The organism is Microbulbifer sp. GL-2 (genome assembly GCF_007183175.1).
Classification (GTDB): Bacteria; Pseudomonadota; Gammaproteobacteria; order Pseudomonadales; family Cellvibrionaceae; genus Microbulbifer.
The window spans coordinates 4,701,728-4,717,298 of record NZ_AP019807.1; the positions used below are offsets into that span (position 1 = coordinate 4,701,728).

A 15,571-nucleotide genomic window follows, 5' to 3' on the forward strand; every position below is an offset into this window, starting at 1 on the left:
TGCTTCGCTGAAAAACCTTACTGTCAAGTTATTTTTATGCAAGACCTCAACTCTAATAATCTTCAGGGGTAAAAGATCAATCTCAATTCAATGCAAGCACCGCCACCTTGGTAATCAAGAACTCCTGTTCGATACTGAACACTGTCTCGCATTGTCCTAATTTAAGATAAAAATTCAGAACTTTATTCCAATTACTTACATATTACCTTCCCAAACCACAGTTACCTCTGTCACAAAATGCCAATAAATCCAATACATCAGAGACGCCCTTAAATACTTCCCCCCGAGAATTTAGAAAGAAATTTAACTGGATAAGTGAATCTCTACCCACCAAAGGGAACCCGAGCTAAAACTACTGGTCTGTTCAATTAGCGTTAGTGAACGAGTTCATAAATTTAGCCAAAGGCGTCATTCAGTTAGAACCTATAACTAAGCAACAATAATTGCAGGCCCGTAAAAACCAACATGCTTCACAGTTTATGCCGAGAAATTACATTTAAAATACCATTCAGGCTTGATCAGCGCATTATTATTGAGATTTCCTGAGCAATGCAGAATGTCAGGCAGCAATTCAAACACTGCCATAGATTAATTTTTAAATTTTTTTAAGCCTTAAAAAGGCTCATGAAAATAATAGAAACCAGGAGTAATTTTATGCAATTAAGAACGAAATGTGCCTTTGCAACAATACTACTGATACCTTTCAGTCTGCAGGTGCAAGCTCATGGCTGGTCTGAATACCCTAAGGCCAGGCAAAAAATCTGCTATGACCAGGGTAATATATGGTCTGGGACACCACCAAATCCCGCTTGTGCACAAGCTAAATCTATCTCTGGGTCTTACCCCTTCCAGCAGCACAATGAATTCTCAATTAACATACCTGACTACAATAACTTTTCTGCTGTAAAAAGTGCTATCCCCGATGGGACTCTCTGCTATGCCAATGACCCACAAAAAAAGGGCATGGGTGCAGCAACTGAAGGCTGGACTCGGGTTGAAGTCAACGCGGGAACATTCGAATATGTATTCACTGCAACAGCCCCGCACAACCCTTCATTCTGGGAGTTTTATTTAACGAAACCTAATGCTGATCTGTCAAAATCTCTGGCCTGGGATGACCTGGAACTTATTCAGGAAGTTGGCGATGTACCTGTCGTGAATGGTCAATATCGCATGAATGTTACTATCCCCCAAGACAGGGTCGGCGATGCAATTTTATTTGTACGCTGGCAGCGAGAAGACGCAGCTGGAGAAGGCTTCTATAACTGTAGTGACATCACCATTGTAAATGGTGACGTTGAGCCCCCCACTGAGCCAGACCCCGATGATGGTCAGCCATACCTTATCCAAGGCAACACCTTTATTCCTCAAGAAGTTAATTTAGACTCAGTTGAAGTCGGTGACACAGTAAATTATACAGTATTCAATAAAAATGGAGAGGAACATTCATCATTCTCACTGGCAATTACCGAAGACAATAAAAATGATTGGGATAGACTGCTGGCCTCTCAGGTTACCGGTTGGTATCAATCAAATCACAATGGAAATGTCTTTATTGGCCGCTGGCATGAGGAGATGAATCACTACATGTATTTCCAGGGTGATTTACATGGAAACTACTTCAACTCCAAAGATTCACGTGCTTCCGGCGAGTTCACTATCACGAGCAATGGAAGTGAGTTAATAGCCGCTATCACGCCTAAGGTTTTAAAACCTCTCGACATAGCCAAGGTGGAACACGGGGATTTACTGGTGCTCTCACCGGGAGAAAGCACAGGAAATATCACTGATACCGAATGGTCACAGGTAAGTGGAAGCCCTGTTGAAACTGCAACTGGACCTAGTGGTGCGCTGGTTATTGATACGTCAAGCCTGACAAATGCACGCCATGAGTTAAGCTTCAAGCTAACCGTAAGCGGTGACTCTGCGACAGATGATGAGGTCTACTCTTTTGTAGTTGAACCCTCAACTCCCACTGACCCCACTGACCCCACTGATCCAACGGACCCAACTGATCAGGCATGGGATAGCAATCAAGTCTACACTGCCGGTGACACTGTAACGCACGACGGTAAAACCTGGACTGCTGGCTGGTGGACAAGGGGCGAGGAACCTGGCACAACTGGGCAATGGGGAGTTTGGCGCTAAGCCACCCTATTAGTAACTTGTATTTCACTGACTTAGGGGGAATTATGACAACTGACATAGCCCCCTAAACCCTTTCCAGTTTATAAGTTAAAAGGAGGCCTCGGAAACCCCGAGGCTTTCTAAAACTCATCAACTATAGAATTCCAGGTACTATATTTCCTTGCGTTTACCAGAAAAACTATCCATAATTTTCCATTTTGAGAGATTTCTTAGATATTAACCACTAAACATCCCACCTTCTAAAGCCGTAATTGAATTCAAATATCCCAGGTCATTTTTTTTATGATATCCATATACTCATTGGCATACATGGAGATACTGCACCTACTTATTAAAGGCTCACAATACCCAAATACAAAAACCGAATTTCGGAATGTCGTGTAATTTATAACCATAATCGGATTTATACCATTGGTTTGTGTAACCATTCCCTCCCTGATCTCAAAATACTTAATTTTTTCTGCCATACGAGTCATATCACCTACGTTCGAGACAACTATACCAGCAGAAAATGAATTTTGAGGAGCTGTAATTTCCGCAGCCATGCGGATTATATCTTCCATCTTGTAATCCGATCTCAGATTTTTTGTCAGTGGACTTTGCTTAAGTAAAACTGAATCAATCTGTTCCTGAAAAATTTTGGCAATATCAATAACATTAGTCGATTCAATATTCGAAGGAAGTTGCAAACTTGTCGTTTCAGAAAATGAGCCAATATGATCAAGGGGTATATTAGGGCTGCAAAACCCGCGAGCATCCAGTGCTAAAATTATTTCCGTTAAATTCTTATATACGGGCACCACTCGCGCTGCAATCGCAGCGACGGCACAGAAAATTGCTGTTAATTTTACCTGATTTTTTTTACCAATTTCTGCCAACAATCTGATAGCCTCTAATGGCATCAGGTATGATATTGCGCAGGCTGTTCGCTCAGATGGTGGAGCCTCTTTTTCTACCGCCCATTGAAAATTACCCTTATTTTTATGCTCCACCTCATTCTCTCCAGAGTATCCAGCTGCCTCCAGTCGGCTTGCAATACTCTCTAGAAGGGGAAGAGATTGGAATCTATCTTTTTTTTCGTTCCGAAGATATTTATCTAAATCAGAAAATAGAGTCATTATTGATCTTCCGTCCATCACTGAATGTACATTGAGGACAGAAATCCACTCTACTAGTCCGTCTTGATCAAGATAAAAAGTTAAACTATATACATATTTTTCACTATCCAAACAATTCATTCCGTGATGAATAAACTCACTCTCTAAATTTAGAGGTTTATCAACACGGCATATCTGCAGAGGAATATCCTTAAAATCGACGTCACAGACCCAGCAAAGTTTCTCCCCCCTTTGTACACGAGCACGTAGGAGAGGATGACGTTGATGCAAGTATGCCAAGCCCTTACGCAAAGGTTCTACTCTCAGGGGCTCACAGACCTTTATAAATGAGATGAGTTGTAGCCCACCATGAGACTGCCTGGTCATCTCGCAGAAAAGAGCTTCTTGAGGTCCGAGCTCTCGGGAAAATGGCTTCAAACCCATAAACATATACTCGACATGACATAAAGAGTATCAACAGGCTCGAATTATAGTTACAGGTAAGCAGACTACAATCTGTACAAAACAGAAGTATCCCAAGATGCTGGAATAGAAATAGCTTATTACTAAATATAATTTAGGCTGCTTACCCAAAGCAAAAAATTTTCACTTTACTCCTTCACTATTTTAAAGACCTATCAAGTAGAGAATACCTAGGTAGTTGTTGCAACATCAGGAAATATCAACCTATAAGATATCCAGCAGCAAAGGCAAACTCGGAATTACCTTTCCTAAAGGCAAACCTAAAACACAACTGATAATCGGAGGCGGATGCCTCATAAAAAACAACTCAAATGTTATTACATTCTTTTTATTTTTGTCATCAAAGATCCATACATTAGTGTTATATACACTACAGACAAATTCTTATTAGACACCCCCCGTTAGTAGATTATTCCTGAGTCAATTCGTGATGCCATACGCAAACATAATCAAAGTTAACCCACCACCTAAACGTGTCCATTATAAGTTGTTGACATCGGTAATTTTAATTTTAGAGTGTAAAGCATCTGAGGCAACCAGGACAAATCACAACAAAAGGCCATTTATTTAAGCAACATACATCTGACTCACTGAAGTACTGTATATTTTTATTAACCAGGAAATGGAGAACATAGATGTTTAACAAACTTGTAACCTTCGCGTTTTGCGCAATTTTTTCCGGACCGCTTCTGGCAAAGTCAATTATGATTGACGGCCAGCAAATTGAAATCGGCGAGATCGCTGTAAACGGCACTGGCTGCCCTGTAGGATCAGTAGCGGCTACAGCAACAGATGACAATAAAAATATTGCCATTCTATTTAGCAGCTACAGTGCTATTACTAACTCAGCAAATCCAGTTGCAAACTCTGATTGCAATCTCGCAATCCCTTTGAGTGTTGAGCCTGGTTTTTCAGTTGGAATCCTGGATATTGATTGGCGTGGCACGGTTTACTCTGCTCCAGGATCGCTTATCAACTTCCACCGTGAATACTTCTTCTCAGGCAATCAGGGCCCCAGCCATGATAATAACTGGAATAGCTCGGAATTCGAGAATTTCCTTTTAAATGATCGCCCACCATTTGTCTATTACTCTGGCTGCGATGGAGAAGCCCTCATTGCCAGAGCAGATACCGCGGCAACTGTGATTGGTGCTGACAGCCTATTTTCTTTGCGCGCTGCGGATGTAGGGGCAGAACTACTTTTGAATGTACAAATAATCCCTTGCGATGAATAGTTAACCTCTATCTTGGTTACTCTCTGCCCACAACATGGTGGAGAGTAACCACAATTGAGTTCATTTAGCGATCAGACCAAAATAGCCTGTATGTCCACACCTCATAGTGAAATAACGACTAGTAACCCTTGCCAATTAAGCTGCACCTGCCACCTTACATTTAGTAAAACCACAGCAAATCCTACACCTGGAAATCAAACCATCCAGTTATGACTGGATTTAATAGAAAACTTGTTTCTTATTTAAGAACTTCCTAACAGAAATATTCCTGGTAGTTTTTCACGGCAAGGGCCTAAACTGCTATCAAGATGCTCACAATACACGCAACATTCCACGCCACAAGGTACTGGGATTTTTGTGTGAATTTGCGCCTCAGATCTGCTGATAACGGATGTTCCCCTTCTCTAAATGAATTAAACGCCATGGAAAGGCTCAGTATGTTGATATAGAAATATCAATATATGTGGACATGTTTACTATCAATTGGCTTTTTAATACCTGGGAGTATTTTCAATGTCTAAACGCTCATTCTCCGTAATTTTGTCGATATGTATTTTCCTAACTGGAATTACCGGTAGCGTTATCGCGCAACCTAACAACCTGCAAGACAATAAAAAAATCGCAATGCACGCGATTGAAATCTGGAAAAGTGATTCAAAAGCTGATCTGACAACGATTTTTGCCTCAAATTATGTGAATAATCTTGACTCATCCGTTAGCACCGAAGTTGGCCCACAAAAACGTAACTTAAAGGAATTCGAGGCTGAAGTTACTAAATTCCGTGCTGCATTCAAAGATATGAAACTGCTTAATACTAAGCAGGTAGCAGAAGGAGACATGGTCGCTACTCATGTGATGATCAGCGCCAAACATGTTGGTTCATTTATGGGTGAGACTCCAACCAATAAAACAATCACTTGGGACGCTGTGGAATTCGTAAAGATTGAGAACGGAAAAATCGTTGAGACCTGGGTCACATGGGATAAATATGGATTTCTGAAGCAAATTGGCATTCTAAAATAGCCACATTTGGTTCGCTTCCTCTTACCTATACTCGGCTTTTGGGGTTACCTTCCCCCGGGGCCACTTAAATCGGGTGCGTGGCAGAATCCAAGTTCTGTCGCGCTCCAGGGTTTGTGTTAGTAGCTTCTGTACTGGACCAATTTGCTAGTCGCCACACACCAGACACCCCCTCAGGCAGGATACAGGGAGGAAAGCCATAACTGATTGCCAGGTCAGCTCACCTCCCCCAACAGCTAATCGGCCTATTTTACGTGCTGTATCTCTACCCGGCTGATAGTTACTTTCTTCTATAAGGATGGCCGATGTCCTCAGGCAGGCCCCTCCCCCATCAAAGCAAATATCAAACATCAACTGAGACTGGCCCCTGATTTCCCCTGCTGATACCAGGGATATGATCCTACCCACCAACGACGGACACTCTCTTAAGCGATAAACTACGCAGCAGAGGTGCCCTATGACAAGATCAAGTAAACCAACCAAAACCACTCGTAAACAATACTCAGATGAGTATAGAAAAGATGCTCTGGCACTGGCGCTCAAGGTCGGGGTAAGCGTTGCCGCTAAACAGCTTGGGTTGCATCCTTCCCAGATTTACGGATGGCGAAGTAAGGCTCAGTTACATCAGAGCCGAGGGGATGCCGAGAGAGAGCTGGCGACAGAAAATGCTCGACTTAAGCGGCAGCTGGCTGAGCAGGCAGAGGAGCTGGCGATCTTAAAAAAGGCCGCAGCGTACTTTGCAAAGAGCCTGAAATGAGGTACGCCTTCATGCAAAAGCACAGGCATGAATTCAGCATCAAAGCGATGGCCAAGGTATTGGGCGTATCTCGCAGTGGCTTTTATAACTGGGTGTCAAGATCGGCTGACCAATCCAAGTACCAGCAGTACCGAATGCAGCTCGATAGCTTGGTACAGCAGCGCTTTATAGCCAGCAAAGAACGTAGCGGCGCCCCTCGTCTGACGAAGGAGTTGGCCAGTGAGGGGAGTAAATATAACCAGAAAACAATTGCTGCCAGCATGCATCGACAGGGCCTACGGGCTAAAGCAGGCAGGAGATATAAAGCCACAACCTACTCAAAACATGGTCTGCCAGTAGCTCCAAATTTGCTCGAGCAGAACTTTAATGCTGAAGCGCCGAATCAGAAATGGGCTGGGGATATTACCTACCTACGAACGGAAGAAGGTTGGTTATATCTGGCTGTAGTGATAGACCTATATAGTCGGCTGGTTATTGGTTGGGCGATGTCAGAAACGATGACGGCTACATTGGTCTGTGACGCCCTTCAAATGGCTTTATGGCGACGTAAGAAACCTACGAATGTTATCGTGCATACAGACAGGGGAAGCCAGTATTGCTCTAAAGATTATCAATCTTTAATTACAGCGTATGATCTGCGGTGCAGCATGAGCGCCAAAGGTAATTGCTATGATAACGCTTGTGCAGAAACATTCTTCCACTCACTTAAAGTAGAAGCAATCCATGGTAACCGCTTTCCTACAAGGCGCCTCATGAGAGAAACCGTATTTGAGTATATAGAGATAGACTACAATCGAAATCGCCTACACAGCGCCAATGGCTATCTCAGCCCTGAGGCGTTTGAGGAACAACTAGTCGCTTAGTAGTGTGTCCGTTGTTGATGGGTAGGATCAATAAGCATAAGTAACGGCTATATCTGTCGATAGAGTATCTAAGCAGCTTTCAAACCATAGTGAAGCCAATCCTGCCATCTCAGCCCCCTGAATGCTTACCTCATAGGCGCTCATCAAGCAGGCATCTAGAAATTACCGAATATGATCAAGGGAAAGTCATCAGGAAGCTGACTAAATTGGTTTCCAATTACACTCCGGAGGCATGACAAAGTAGGAAATATATTAAGTACTGCACAGAAAAGTTATTAAAGAAAACTAAAATGATGCCCGTAATTTTTCGGTCAAAAACAATGAGTCAATCAACGAATGCAAAATGTGCATTCACTTTAGGTAACGCATCTTCAGGCAAATTATGGATAAGTTATTCAGCAAGAAACTTTTAGCACTGGCATTTACTGTCGTATTGGCTTCATGCGGTGGCGGTGGGGGCTCCTCTTCAGATTCGGATTCCGACCCGGCTCCATCCACCGGGGGAGATGGTAGTGGTCAGGGCTCAGGAGGTGGCACAGATGGCAGTGGCACGGGCGGTAGTGGGTCAGGTAACACCACACCACTTCCAGACAATGAACCTGGCACGGTTATCGTAGGCGATATTGAAACTGCAGACCTGGGCTTTGCCCGGATTACTTCTCGGGATATCACCCTGCCAAATGGTCAACCCAACGCTAAAGAAGTTCACGGACTACCACACTATATCTCCAGAACAGATAGCACCCAGGACGATAACCTGAAGTCAGTCCCCATGCGAAGCTACACCGCGGCTTGTGCAACCGATACCGATAAGCCTCGTATGTTTGTCTCCAAGACTATCAGCGAAGGCAGCGGAGATGATGAAGTCACCTATGGCACAGTTTACGAGCTGCAATATAACCCCGAGACTTCGAGCTTCGATCAAACCGGCAATACCACAATACTAAAGCAGTGTTATGAGTCACACGGTATTTCGGCCAGTGCTGATTGCTCCCGGGTCGCAGTTCTATGCAACACAGAATACCGAGCAAACGAGCGCTACGAGGTACAAGGTGACCTGGTAGAGCAATACGGTAGCGACTGGATGAAAATGGAGGACAATATCAGCCCGATTGATGCCCGTATTGAAAGGGATATCGGCCTGATGATATCTACCAACCACAGTCAATATATCGGCTACTTTACCGATCATCCTACGCTGAAATTTGAGGACTTCCTGCCCGGGTTGAAAACCAACTTCCCCGATACCGATTTTGGTGATTCTCCATCCTTTAAGACCATTAAAGGTAACGAGATGCAGGAGGAGATGGCCTACATCGTCAGCCAGCTCTCAGAGACAGATTATAATGCGATGGTCGAGTATATTCGCGAGAAAGGCTATAAATACAACGACCAAATCTGGCTAATGGAGTGGGATAACAAAGCCCTCAGCGAAAAGCCCGCCGCCTATGTGGTAAACAAGATGCATGGTGGTGGACACGCAGGTGCCCAGGAGCTTATCTATGTCGAATCTGATAGCAAAGGCCGCACCAGCTATGCCTTCTCTGTAACGGCTCGGGTTTTTGACGGCAGCTATGGTGGCTCCCACTATTCCGCGGGAATGACTATTATCGATCGTGATAATTGGTCCCTAAACATGAGCGGTAGTAACAATCGGGGTTGGTATTGGCTGTGCGGCTATGGCCACGTACTAAATATCCGGGCATTCTATAATCCCGGTAATGAAAAATATGGAGCAATTTGCACCAGCGATGGTGGCAAATATTATAAAGCACGCGGATTAAATACAATTGCTATCAAGATGGAGGACACATCCTCTACTAGTAGTTTTGAAGGCAACTACAACTATCTTGTGCCTTCGGATAATGCGTTTTTCTCAAATGGTGGTGGCCACACAGTAATCCCGGTAGATGAGGACACCAACCTGTCCCTTATCGTCTCCCCCAAATATATTGATGACGCGGAAATGAATCGCTTCCTGCAAAGCGAATACGGTATTGATACAAGTAGTGGCGGCCCCTTTGACGAGCAGTGCTCCGATAACACCAACTGCTTCTTTTCCTATATGTCGAGCAGCAGCAATCCAACCATTTCCAGGCAAGGCCTGCGCAGTGGTGATGCTCTGGACTCCTCCTCGTTAACCCGTATTGGTATTGCCAAAGTGGATGGTAACGGAAGTATTGAAGGTGAAGGGTTTAAATGGTTAGTAGAAGAGCCTGACTGTCAAATCAGCGATCCGCAACTTATCGACTTGAAAAATGGCCGCTACCTGTTTGGTTACGCTCAATTCCAATGTATCTCCGATAACCTGTCATACAATCGCAGCTCTGCTAAAAATGGTGCAATGCGTATGCTGGTCCCTAAAGCGTACTATGTTATGGAAATTGACGCAGACCTTAACGTATTGCAAGGCCCAGTCAAACTGACAAAGTATGGCTGGGGCGGCCTTGATGAACCCGTTTTCCTTGGCAACGGTAAAGTGGCTTGGTCTTACATCAAAAATCCCACCTATGATAATTACGGAGGTGGCAAGCAAAATGTATGGCAAGCGATGATTTACCACTCAAATAGTGCCAACTAACTGAGTAGCAGTAACTCACGTCCAACTCAATAGAATGGAGAGCCCTGCTCTCCATTTTTTATAGGGAAGTCCGTTTTCCCTGGCTCATCGACTCTTTAAGTCTTTCTGATGGCTCTTATACTTTCCTGAAGACTTAATATTCAGGAGACCTAAATCGCTATCGCTTTTGAGGCAATTTCAATATCAAGGTCGAGATGCTCTACCTATTCACCATACCGGTGTGTCCCAGGTTACTTTCTTTCCCACAAGTACTAAAAGCATACTTCCTGGCTTGGCCGGATTAGGTACCCAGCCATATAAGCCCTGCATCGTAGAAAACTACCACCTTTGCCCACTTGAAACACGAATGAGAAACATTATCATGTAGGAGAAGTTAATTCCCGGGAAATTACCCCTCATGTTTCGCAAAAGCTTGATAGCACTCGCCCTAACCGCAGCAATCCCTGCCTCTTTTACCAGCGACAACGCTACCGGCCAGTCCCAATCCTCCGTAATGGAAGAAACCGTGGTAGTGGGTGTACGCCAACGTCTATATGAGCGCGGCGCCCTTTTGGATGCCATACAAAAGACTGAAGTCGTAGACGAGAGCCTGATCAAGTCCCTACAAGCGGTAAACCTGACGGATGCCATTGAGAATTCCCCCGGTGTACGGGTTTCCAATGAGTGTTCTATGTGCGGGGTTAAGCGGATAATGCTGAATGGTATGCGTGGGGAGCACTCCACCATCCTCACCGACGGCGTTCCCTTGCACACCATGATGGCTGGCTACTACGCGGTAGATGCACTGGCCACCACCGGCATCTCACGTATCGAAGTGGCCCGCGGTGCTGGCGCATCACTGCTGGCACCCGAAGCAATCGGCGGAACCATCAATGTGATTTCCAAGGAGTTAGAAGAAACTGGCGTCAATATAAATGCCTCCATGGAGGACAACGACAGTTATTTTCTTGGCTTGATGGCAGGCTATCTAAGCGATGATGAACGTACCCGCACATCGCTGGTCATCCAGGATGACAAACATCACCAGATGGACAACGATGATAACGGCGTCAGCGAAGCACCGTTACAGGAAAATACCAGTTACGTGGTGCGTCTCTCGCAAGACCTGAGCGAAAGGGACAACCTGATCCTTCGCACGGCATACACCGACTCCAATATTTTTGGTGGACCCCAGGGAGACAGCATTGGCTCAGTCTTGCACGGATACGATGGTGTGGAGTCTGGCCACTTATTTGTCGACGACGATGTGCAACAACAATATATCGGTAAACCCTGGGAAACCACCGAATGGATCGCCACCACCCGCAGTGAAATTTCCGGCAGCTGGCTACACGAATTTAACGAGTCCTATAACACTTTGCTGACAGTTGCCTGGTCTGAGCATAAACAGGACTCCTTTTACGAGGGGTTCGACTACAGCGCTACCGACACGCTCAATTACTTCGACCTGCGCAATAACCTGATCCTGAATGACCAGCATATGCTGACGTTTGGTCTCGACCTTCGCGATGAATCCATGCGCTCCGACTCTGCTGCAGGAGAGGAAAGCGGCAACTACATCGAAGATAGTTTCGACTACCAAACTACCGGCCTTTACCTGCAGGATACCTGGACAGTTTCACCAGACCTCGAAGTGGCACTGGCCATACGCCTGGATAATGCCAAAGCCGATTTCGTCGCCGAGCAAAAACTTGGCACTGAAATCGATGAAACCGTGGTGGCCCCACGCATAGACCTGCGCTATCTCCACTATGATCAGTGGACCTCCCGGGTAGCACTGGGGCGCGGTTACCGAGCCCCCCTTTCTTTCTTCGAAACAGATCACGGCATCCTTGATGCTGGAGACGGCTTCGCCATTGAAATTGAAAGCCTGGAGAAATCTCTATCTGCAACTTATGCGCTGAGCTTCGAAGGAGAGCGCCTTAACAGCACCCTGTCATTGGCATTTACCGAGGTAGATAACCTCGCCGCATTAAGTGAAACCGAGGACGGGGTACCGCTGCTTACCCAAATGCAGGAAAACGCCTCAGTAGGTGCCGCCGACATTACTCTCAGCTATGCACTGAACGACAATCTTTCCATCGGCGGCACTCTGGAGACCTACGACTACGATGATGTTTTCCGGGAATCCTTTGCCATTGCCCCAGTGGAGCAACGTGCGCTATTCAATCTGGATTACAAAGCCGATTACTGGATGCTATACGCCAGCGCCACCTGGATCGGATCTCGTGACCTGGCTGAATTTGGCTACGAAGGCTTTAACCAGCTGGGCGATTCCACACTTAAGAGCACAAACGCAGACGCCTATTGGACACTGGATTTGAAATTAACGTTTGATGTCAGTGAAAACCTCAGCCTGTACCTAGGTAGCAATAACCTGACGGATTACACCCAGGTCGAGGAAGGAGAGACACCGCTATTCTGGGATGCCAGTGGTGCCTACGACGTAGCCTATATCTATGGCCCCCTGCGCGGCCGTGAATTCTACCTGGGCTTCGACTGGAACCTGTAATGCGAGTCTGGCTTGCACTTCTCACACTTCTGTTCGCGTCCACTGGCGCGGCAGAAGCTCCCATTTCCTTATACGATTTTGAACTGCGCAGCCTCGCCGGGCCTGAGCGTATCAACTTGCAGCACTTCAAAAACAAGCCAAGCCTGATGGTACTGGTAGAACCCAACTGCCCCTGGTGTTTTCGCCAGGTTCGCGCGCTCAACCGACTATTGCACACGTGCTCACAACAGTTCCAACCTATCGGCCTGGGTATCAACGGATCGCGCAAAGCACTACTGGCTGAGTATCGAAAGTTGCGCCCGGAATTTCCTACGTTACAAGCGAGCCGCCAACTCCGCCAAGCGCTGGGCGATATTCCCGGCACTCCCTTTAGCTTGCTGGTAGCACCTAACGGCAAGCCGCTGCGCTGGCTAAGGGGTTATATTCCTGATGAGCAATTGCAGCCCATTCTGGAACAAAGCTTTGGCTTTACCTGTGATAATACTTCTCAAGAAACTTCATCAATTGAACGATTAAGTTTTGCCCCTGGAGAAGCGCAAGGATAGATGGAAAAACAGTCAAACTTTTTCCATTAATTACTCTACTAAGTGCGCGGCGTTTGTTTTCGAGAGAAGAATTATTTCCAGTGAAAATGGTGCTTACGCTAATACTCCACCGTGGATACTCTAATATCCAGGGTAACTAGTAGCTGCCAGTAAGCCAAACCATGACAATGTCTCTACGCCAGCTCTCAGAGTTGGTCCGTAAAAGAAAGATCACAGCGACATCCTTAATTGAAGAAGCCTGCGATAATGCGGTTGCCCACTCAGAGCTGGATGCTTTTATCTGCCTGGATAGGCAGGGCGCATTACAGAAAGCACAGCGCATTGATAACGAACTGAAAGAAGGCAGCAATAACAGGCCTCTTGCTGGTATTCCCATCGTCGTCAAAGACAATATCAATGTGAGAGGTATGCAAACTACTGCGGGCACGCCTGGTATGAACTTCAAGGCCAAGAGTTCTGCCCCAATAATTGAGAGTCTAGAGAAGGCCGGAGCTATCGTCATTGGAAAAACCAATTTGCACGAACTCGCCTTCGGCGTAACCTCTAATAACGCCGCCTATGGCGCTGTCAGAAATCCTTGGGACAAATCCTGCTTTCCAGGTGGTTCATCCGGGGGAACCGCAGCAGCCATTGCCGCCGGGGTCGTATCAGCAGGCCTGGGCACGGATACCGCCGGTTCAATCAGGCTGCCAGCAGCCCTCACAGGAATTGTGGGCTTTCGACCATCCACTGGCTGCCTCAGCACCGAGGGCATAGTGCCCTCTGTACCAGCGTTTGATACCCCAGGCCCCATGGCCGCCAACGTAGAGGATACCGCCTATCTGTTTGAGATATTAACAGGAGCTGCCCTACCCCAGGCAAAGCCACTCAATCAGCTGCGCCTGGGACTTGCCCACCCGCTATTTGATAATCTCTCACCAGGTGTATACCAAGCTTTTAAAGCTGCGTTACATTCCCTTAACTACGCGGGAACTACCTTAATAGAAGTCGACTTATCCTCGTTAGTAAGCGCAGTTCTTGATGTAGGGTTTCCTATTGGATTTCATCAAATGAAAACCGCTATGACCCAATTCCTGGCGAGCTACCAGCCTAACACCCAACTAGCTGAGTTGGTTACAATGATCAAAAGTAAAGATGTAAAGGCTGTCTATCAGGAGTCGGTACTGGGCCCCAACGCACCATCAACTGCCGACTATCAGAGCGCTTTAAATAAGGTGCCTGGAGTGCGCGACAGCTACCTGAAAATCATCCAGCAGCACCAACTAGACGCGATTGTATTCCCAACTGCACCAATTGAGGCTCAACCCATTAGCACGTCATCTAACCAACTGGAACTGAACGGAAAAATGGTTCCGACTCTGGATACGCTGATACACAACAATGTCATAGCAGCAGTCACCGGTGCTCCGGGAATAAGCATCCCCATTGGGCGAGGCAATAATGGCTTACCGGTAGGGCTGGAACTGGATGGAGTGCCCGGCGCAGACTTAACACTTCTAGCCATAGCGAGGGAAATCGAACGAGCGATAAAACCGCTAACCTAAATCAACGCTTAGTATCCTTTCCCAAGGCATATTCGCCACGATTTTTCAGGTATTTCTATTACTATTGCTCGACAAATAACAGCAAACCTTTTTTCAATTAAAGGAACCTACGTATTAACGTTAGCCAGCAGCTCAGAACTCGGCTTGATACTCTGGCACAGAGTATCGAAGGGGCGAAACTGCAGCTTTGTTGTAAGTTATCGCTTCGTCGTTTAAGTGGAGGCTCAAAAGCCAACTTTATACGTAAAATCACTTTCAGTACCGGTATTCTTCAATATCGCCAACAAACGATCAATATTGGTAAATTTAATTTTGAGCTCTAAAGCTGAAACCAATAAAAGTATCAAGTTAACCTGTAATCCTTAAAAGAAAATTTAAGATTCCCTACACGAGAACCAAAATATAGGCACGAAAATGATCTTAATGGATTTTATTAAGTTTGTTTTAGTGTCAAAGCTGCGTAGAATTGGTAGATATTTATCGGTATTTTGGGTTGTAACTGAGCGAGCTTCAATCGGCACATAGCTCAAGATTAAAAAGCCCAAAACCTTTCCAAATGATCCATTTCCTTATAGGAGAACAGTAGCGTGCCGTAAGAGTAAGTAAAAGGCGCTGACCCAGGGTGCTACCAACACCAGGGGCCAGCTAACCAAATTGATATTCAGAGTATCAAAGTGGCTATATGCATAGTACGCTAGAAACCCGCTCGTCTTCAATAAAGTCGAGTACATTCAGCAGCTTGGAGCGATTCCCCAAGCTCTGGGAGCGTAGCGCCCGCCTTTTCTT

Annotated in this window: 9 protein-coding genes; 8 read left to right on the forward strand and 1 reads right to left on the reverse strand. The window is 45.8% G+C overall.

Annotation, left to right across the window (positions count from 1 at the left end; genetic code table 11):
* The first annotated feature begins 654 nt into the window (after positions 1–654).
* The gene (locus tag GL2_RS20305) at positions 655–2,148 is read left to right on the forward strand and encodes a lytic polysaccharide monooxygenase (RefSeq protein ID WP_232053696.1); all 1,494 of its coding nucleotides are present in this window, start codon (positions 655–657) and stop codon (positions 2,146–2,148) included.
* A gap of 257 nt (positions 2,149–2,405) precedes the next feature.
* Here GL2_RS20305 and GL2_RS20310 read toward each other — a convergent pair whose 3' ends face one another.
* On the reverse strand, positions 2,406–3,377 hold the full coding sequence (locus GL2_RS20310; protein WP_143732551.1) for a hypothetical protein: 972 nt from the start codon (positions 3,375–3,377) through the stop codon (positions 2,406–2,408).
* A gap of 986 nt (positions 3,378–4,363) precedes the next feature.
* Here GL2_RS20310 and GL2_RS20315 point away from each other — a divergent pair.
* From GL2_RS20315 to GL2_RS20345, 7 genes are all read left to right on the forward strand, one after another.
* Entirely contained in the window at positions 4,364–4,963 is a 600-nt protein-coding gene (locus GL2_RS20315; RefSeq protein ID WP_143732552.1) for a DUF4360 domain-containing protein, read from the forward strand.
* 513 nt (positions 4,964–5,476) lie between these two features.
* Positions 5,477–5,986, forward strand: coding sequence for an ester cyclase (locus GL2_RS20320; protein ID WP_143732553.1), 510 nt, complete (start codon positions 5,477–5,479; stop codon positions 5,984–5,986).
* A 454-nt stretch (positions 5,987–6,440) separates the two neighbouring features.
* A protein-coding gene (locus GL2_RS20325; RefSeq protein WP_143728718.1) for an IS3 family transposase occupies positions 6,441–7,603 on the forward strand; the annotation gives its coding sequence in 2 pieces (ribosomal slippage) (positions 6,441–6,699 and positions 6,699–7,603; 1,164 coding nt in all).
* A gap of 382 nt (positions 7,604–7,985) precedes the next feature.
* Positions 7,986–10,184, forward strand: a complete 2,199-nt coding sequence (locus GL2_RS20330) for a hypothetical protein (protein WP_143732554.1) — start codon at positions 7,986–7,988, stop codon at positions 10,182–10,184.
* A 397-nt stretch (positions 10,185–10,581) separates the two neighbouring features.
* On the forward strand, positions 10,582–12,696 hold the full coding sequence (locus GL2_RS20335) for a TonB-dependent siderophore receptor (protein WP_143732555.1): 2,115 nt from the start codon (positions 10,582–10,584) through the stop codon (positions 12,694–12,696).
* Positions 12,696–13,241, forward strand: a complete 546-nt coding sequence (locus GL2_RS20340) for a hypothetical protein (RefSeq protein WP_143732556.1) — start codon at positions 12,696–12,698, stop codon at positions 13,239–13,241. The genes GL2_RS20335 and GL2_RS20340 overlap by 1 nt, the downstream gene beginning before the upstream one ends.
* A 161-nt stretch (positions 13,242–13,402) precedes the next feature.
* Positions 13,403–14,785 carry an amidase family protein gene (locus tag GL2_RS20345; RefSeq protein WP_143732557.1) on the forward strand — a complete coding sequence of 461 codons (1,383 nt, stop codon included), beginning with the start codon at positions 13,403–13,405 and terminating at the stop codon, positions 14,783–14,785.
* Positions 14,786–15,571: the final 786 nt, after the last annotated feature.

What these genes read in the sequence shown, in the direction of transcription:
- GL2_RS20345 (WP_143732557.1), top strand. Translation starts at nt 13,403, where the DNA reads ATGACAATGTCTCTACGCCAGCTCTCAGAGTTGGTCCGTAAAAGAAAG.
- GL2_RS20315 (WP_143732552.1), top strand. Translation starts at nt 4,364, where the DNA reads ATGTTTAACAAACTTGTAACCTTCGCGTTTTGCGCAATTTTTTCCGGA.
- GL2_RS20330 (WP_143732554.1), top strand. Translation starts at nt 7,986, where the DNA reads ATGGATAAGTTATTCAGCAAGAAACTTTTAGCACTGGCATTTACTGTC.
- GL2_RS20305 (WP_232053696.1), top strand. Translation starts at nt 655, where the DNA reads ATGCAATTAAGAACGAAATGTGCCTTTGCAACAATACTACTGATACCT.
- GL2_RS20335 (WP_143732555.1), top strand. Translation starts at nt 10,582, where the DNA reads ATGTTTCGCAAAAGCTTGATAGCACTCGCCCTAACCGCAGCAATCCCT.
- GL2_RS20340 (WP_143732556.1), top strand. Translation starts at nt 12,696, where the DNA reads ATGCGAGTCTGGCTTGCACTTCTCACACTTCTGTTCGCGTCCACTGGC.
- GL2_RS20320 (WP_143732553.1), top strand. Translation starts at nt 5,477, where the DNA reads ATGTCTAAACGCTCATTCTCCGTAATTTTGTCGATATGTATTTTCCTA.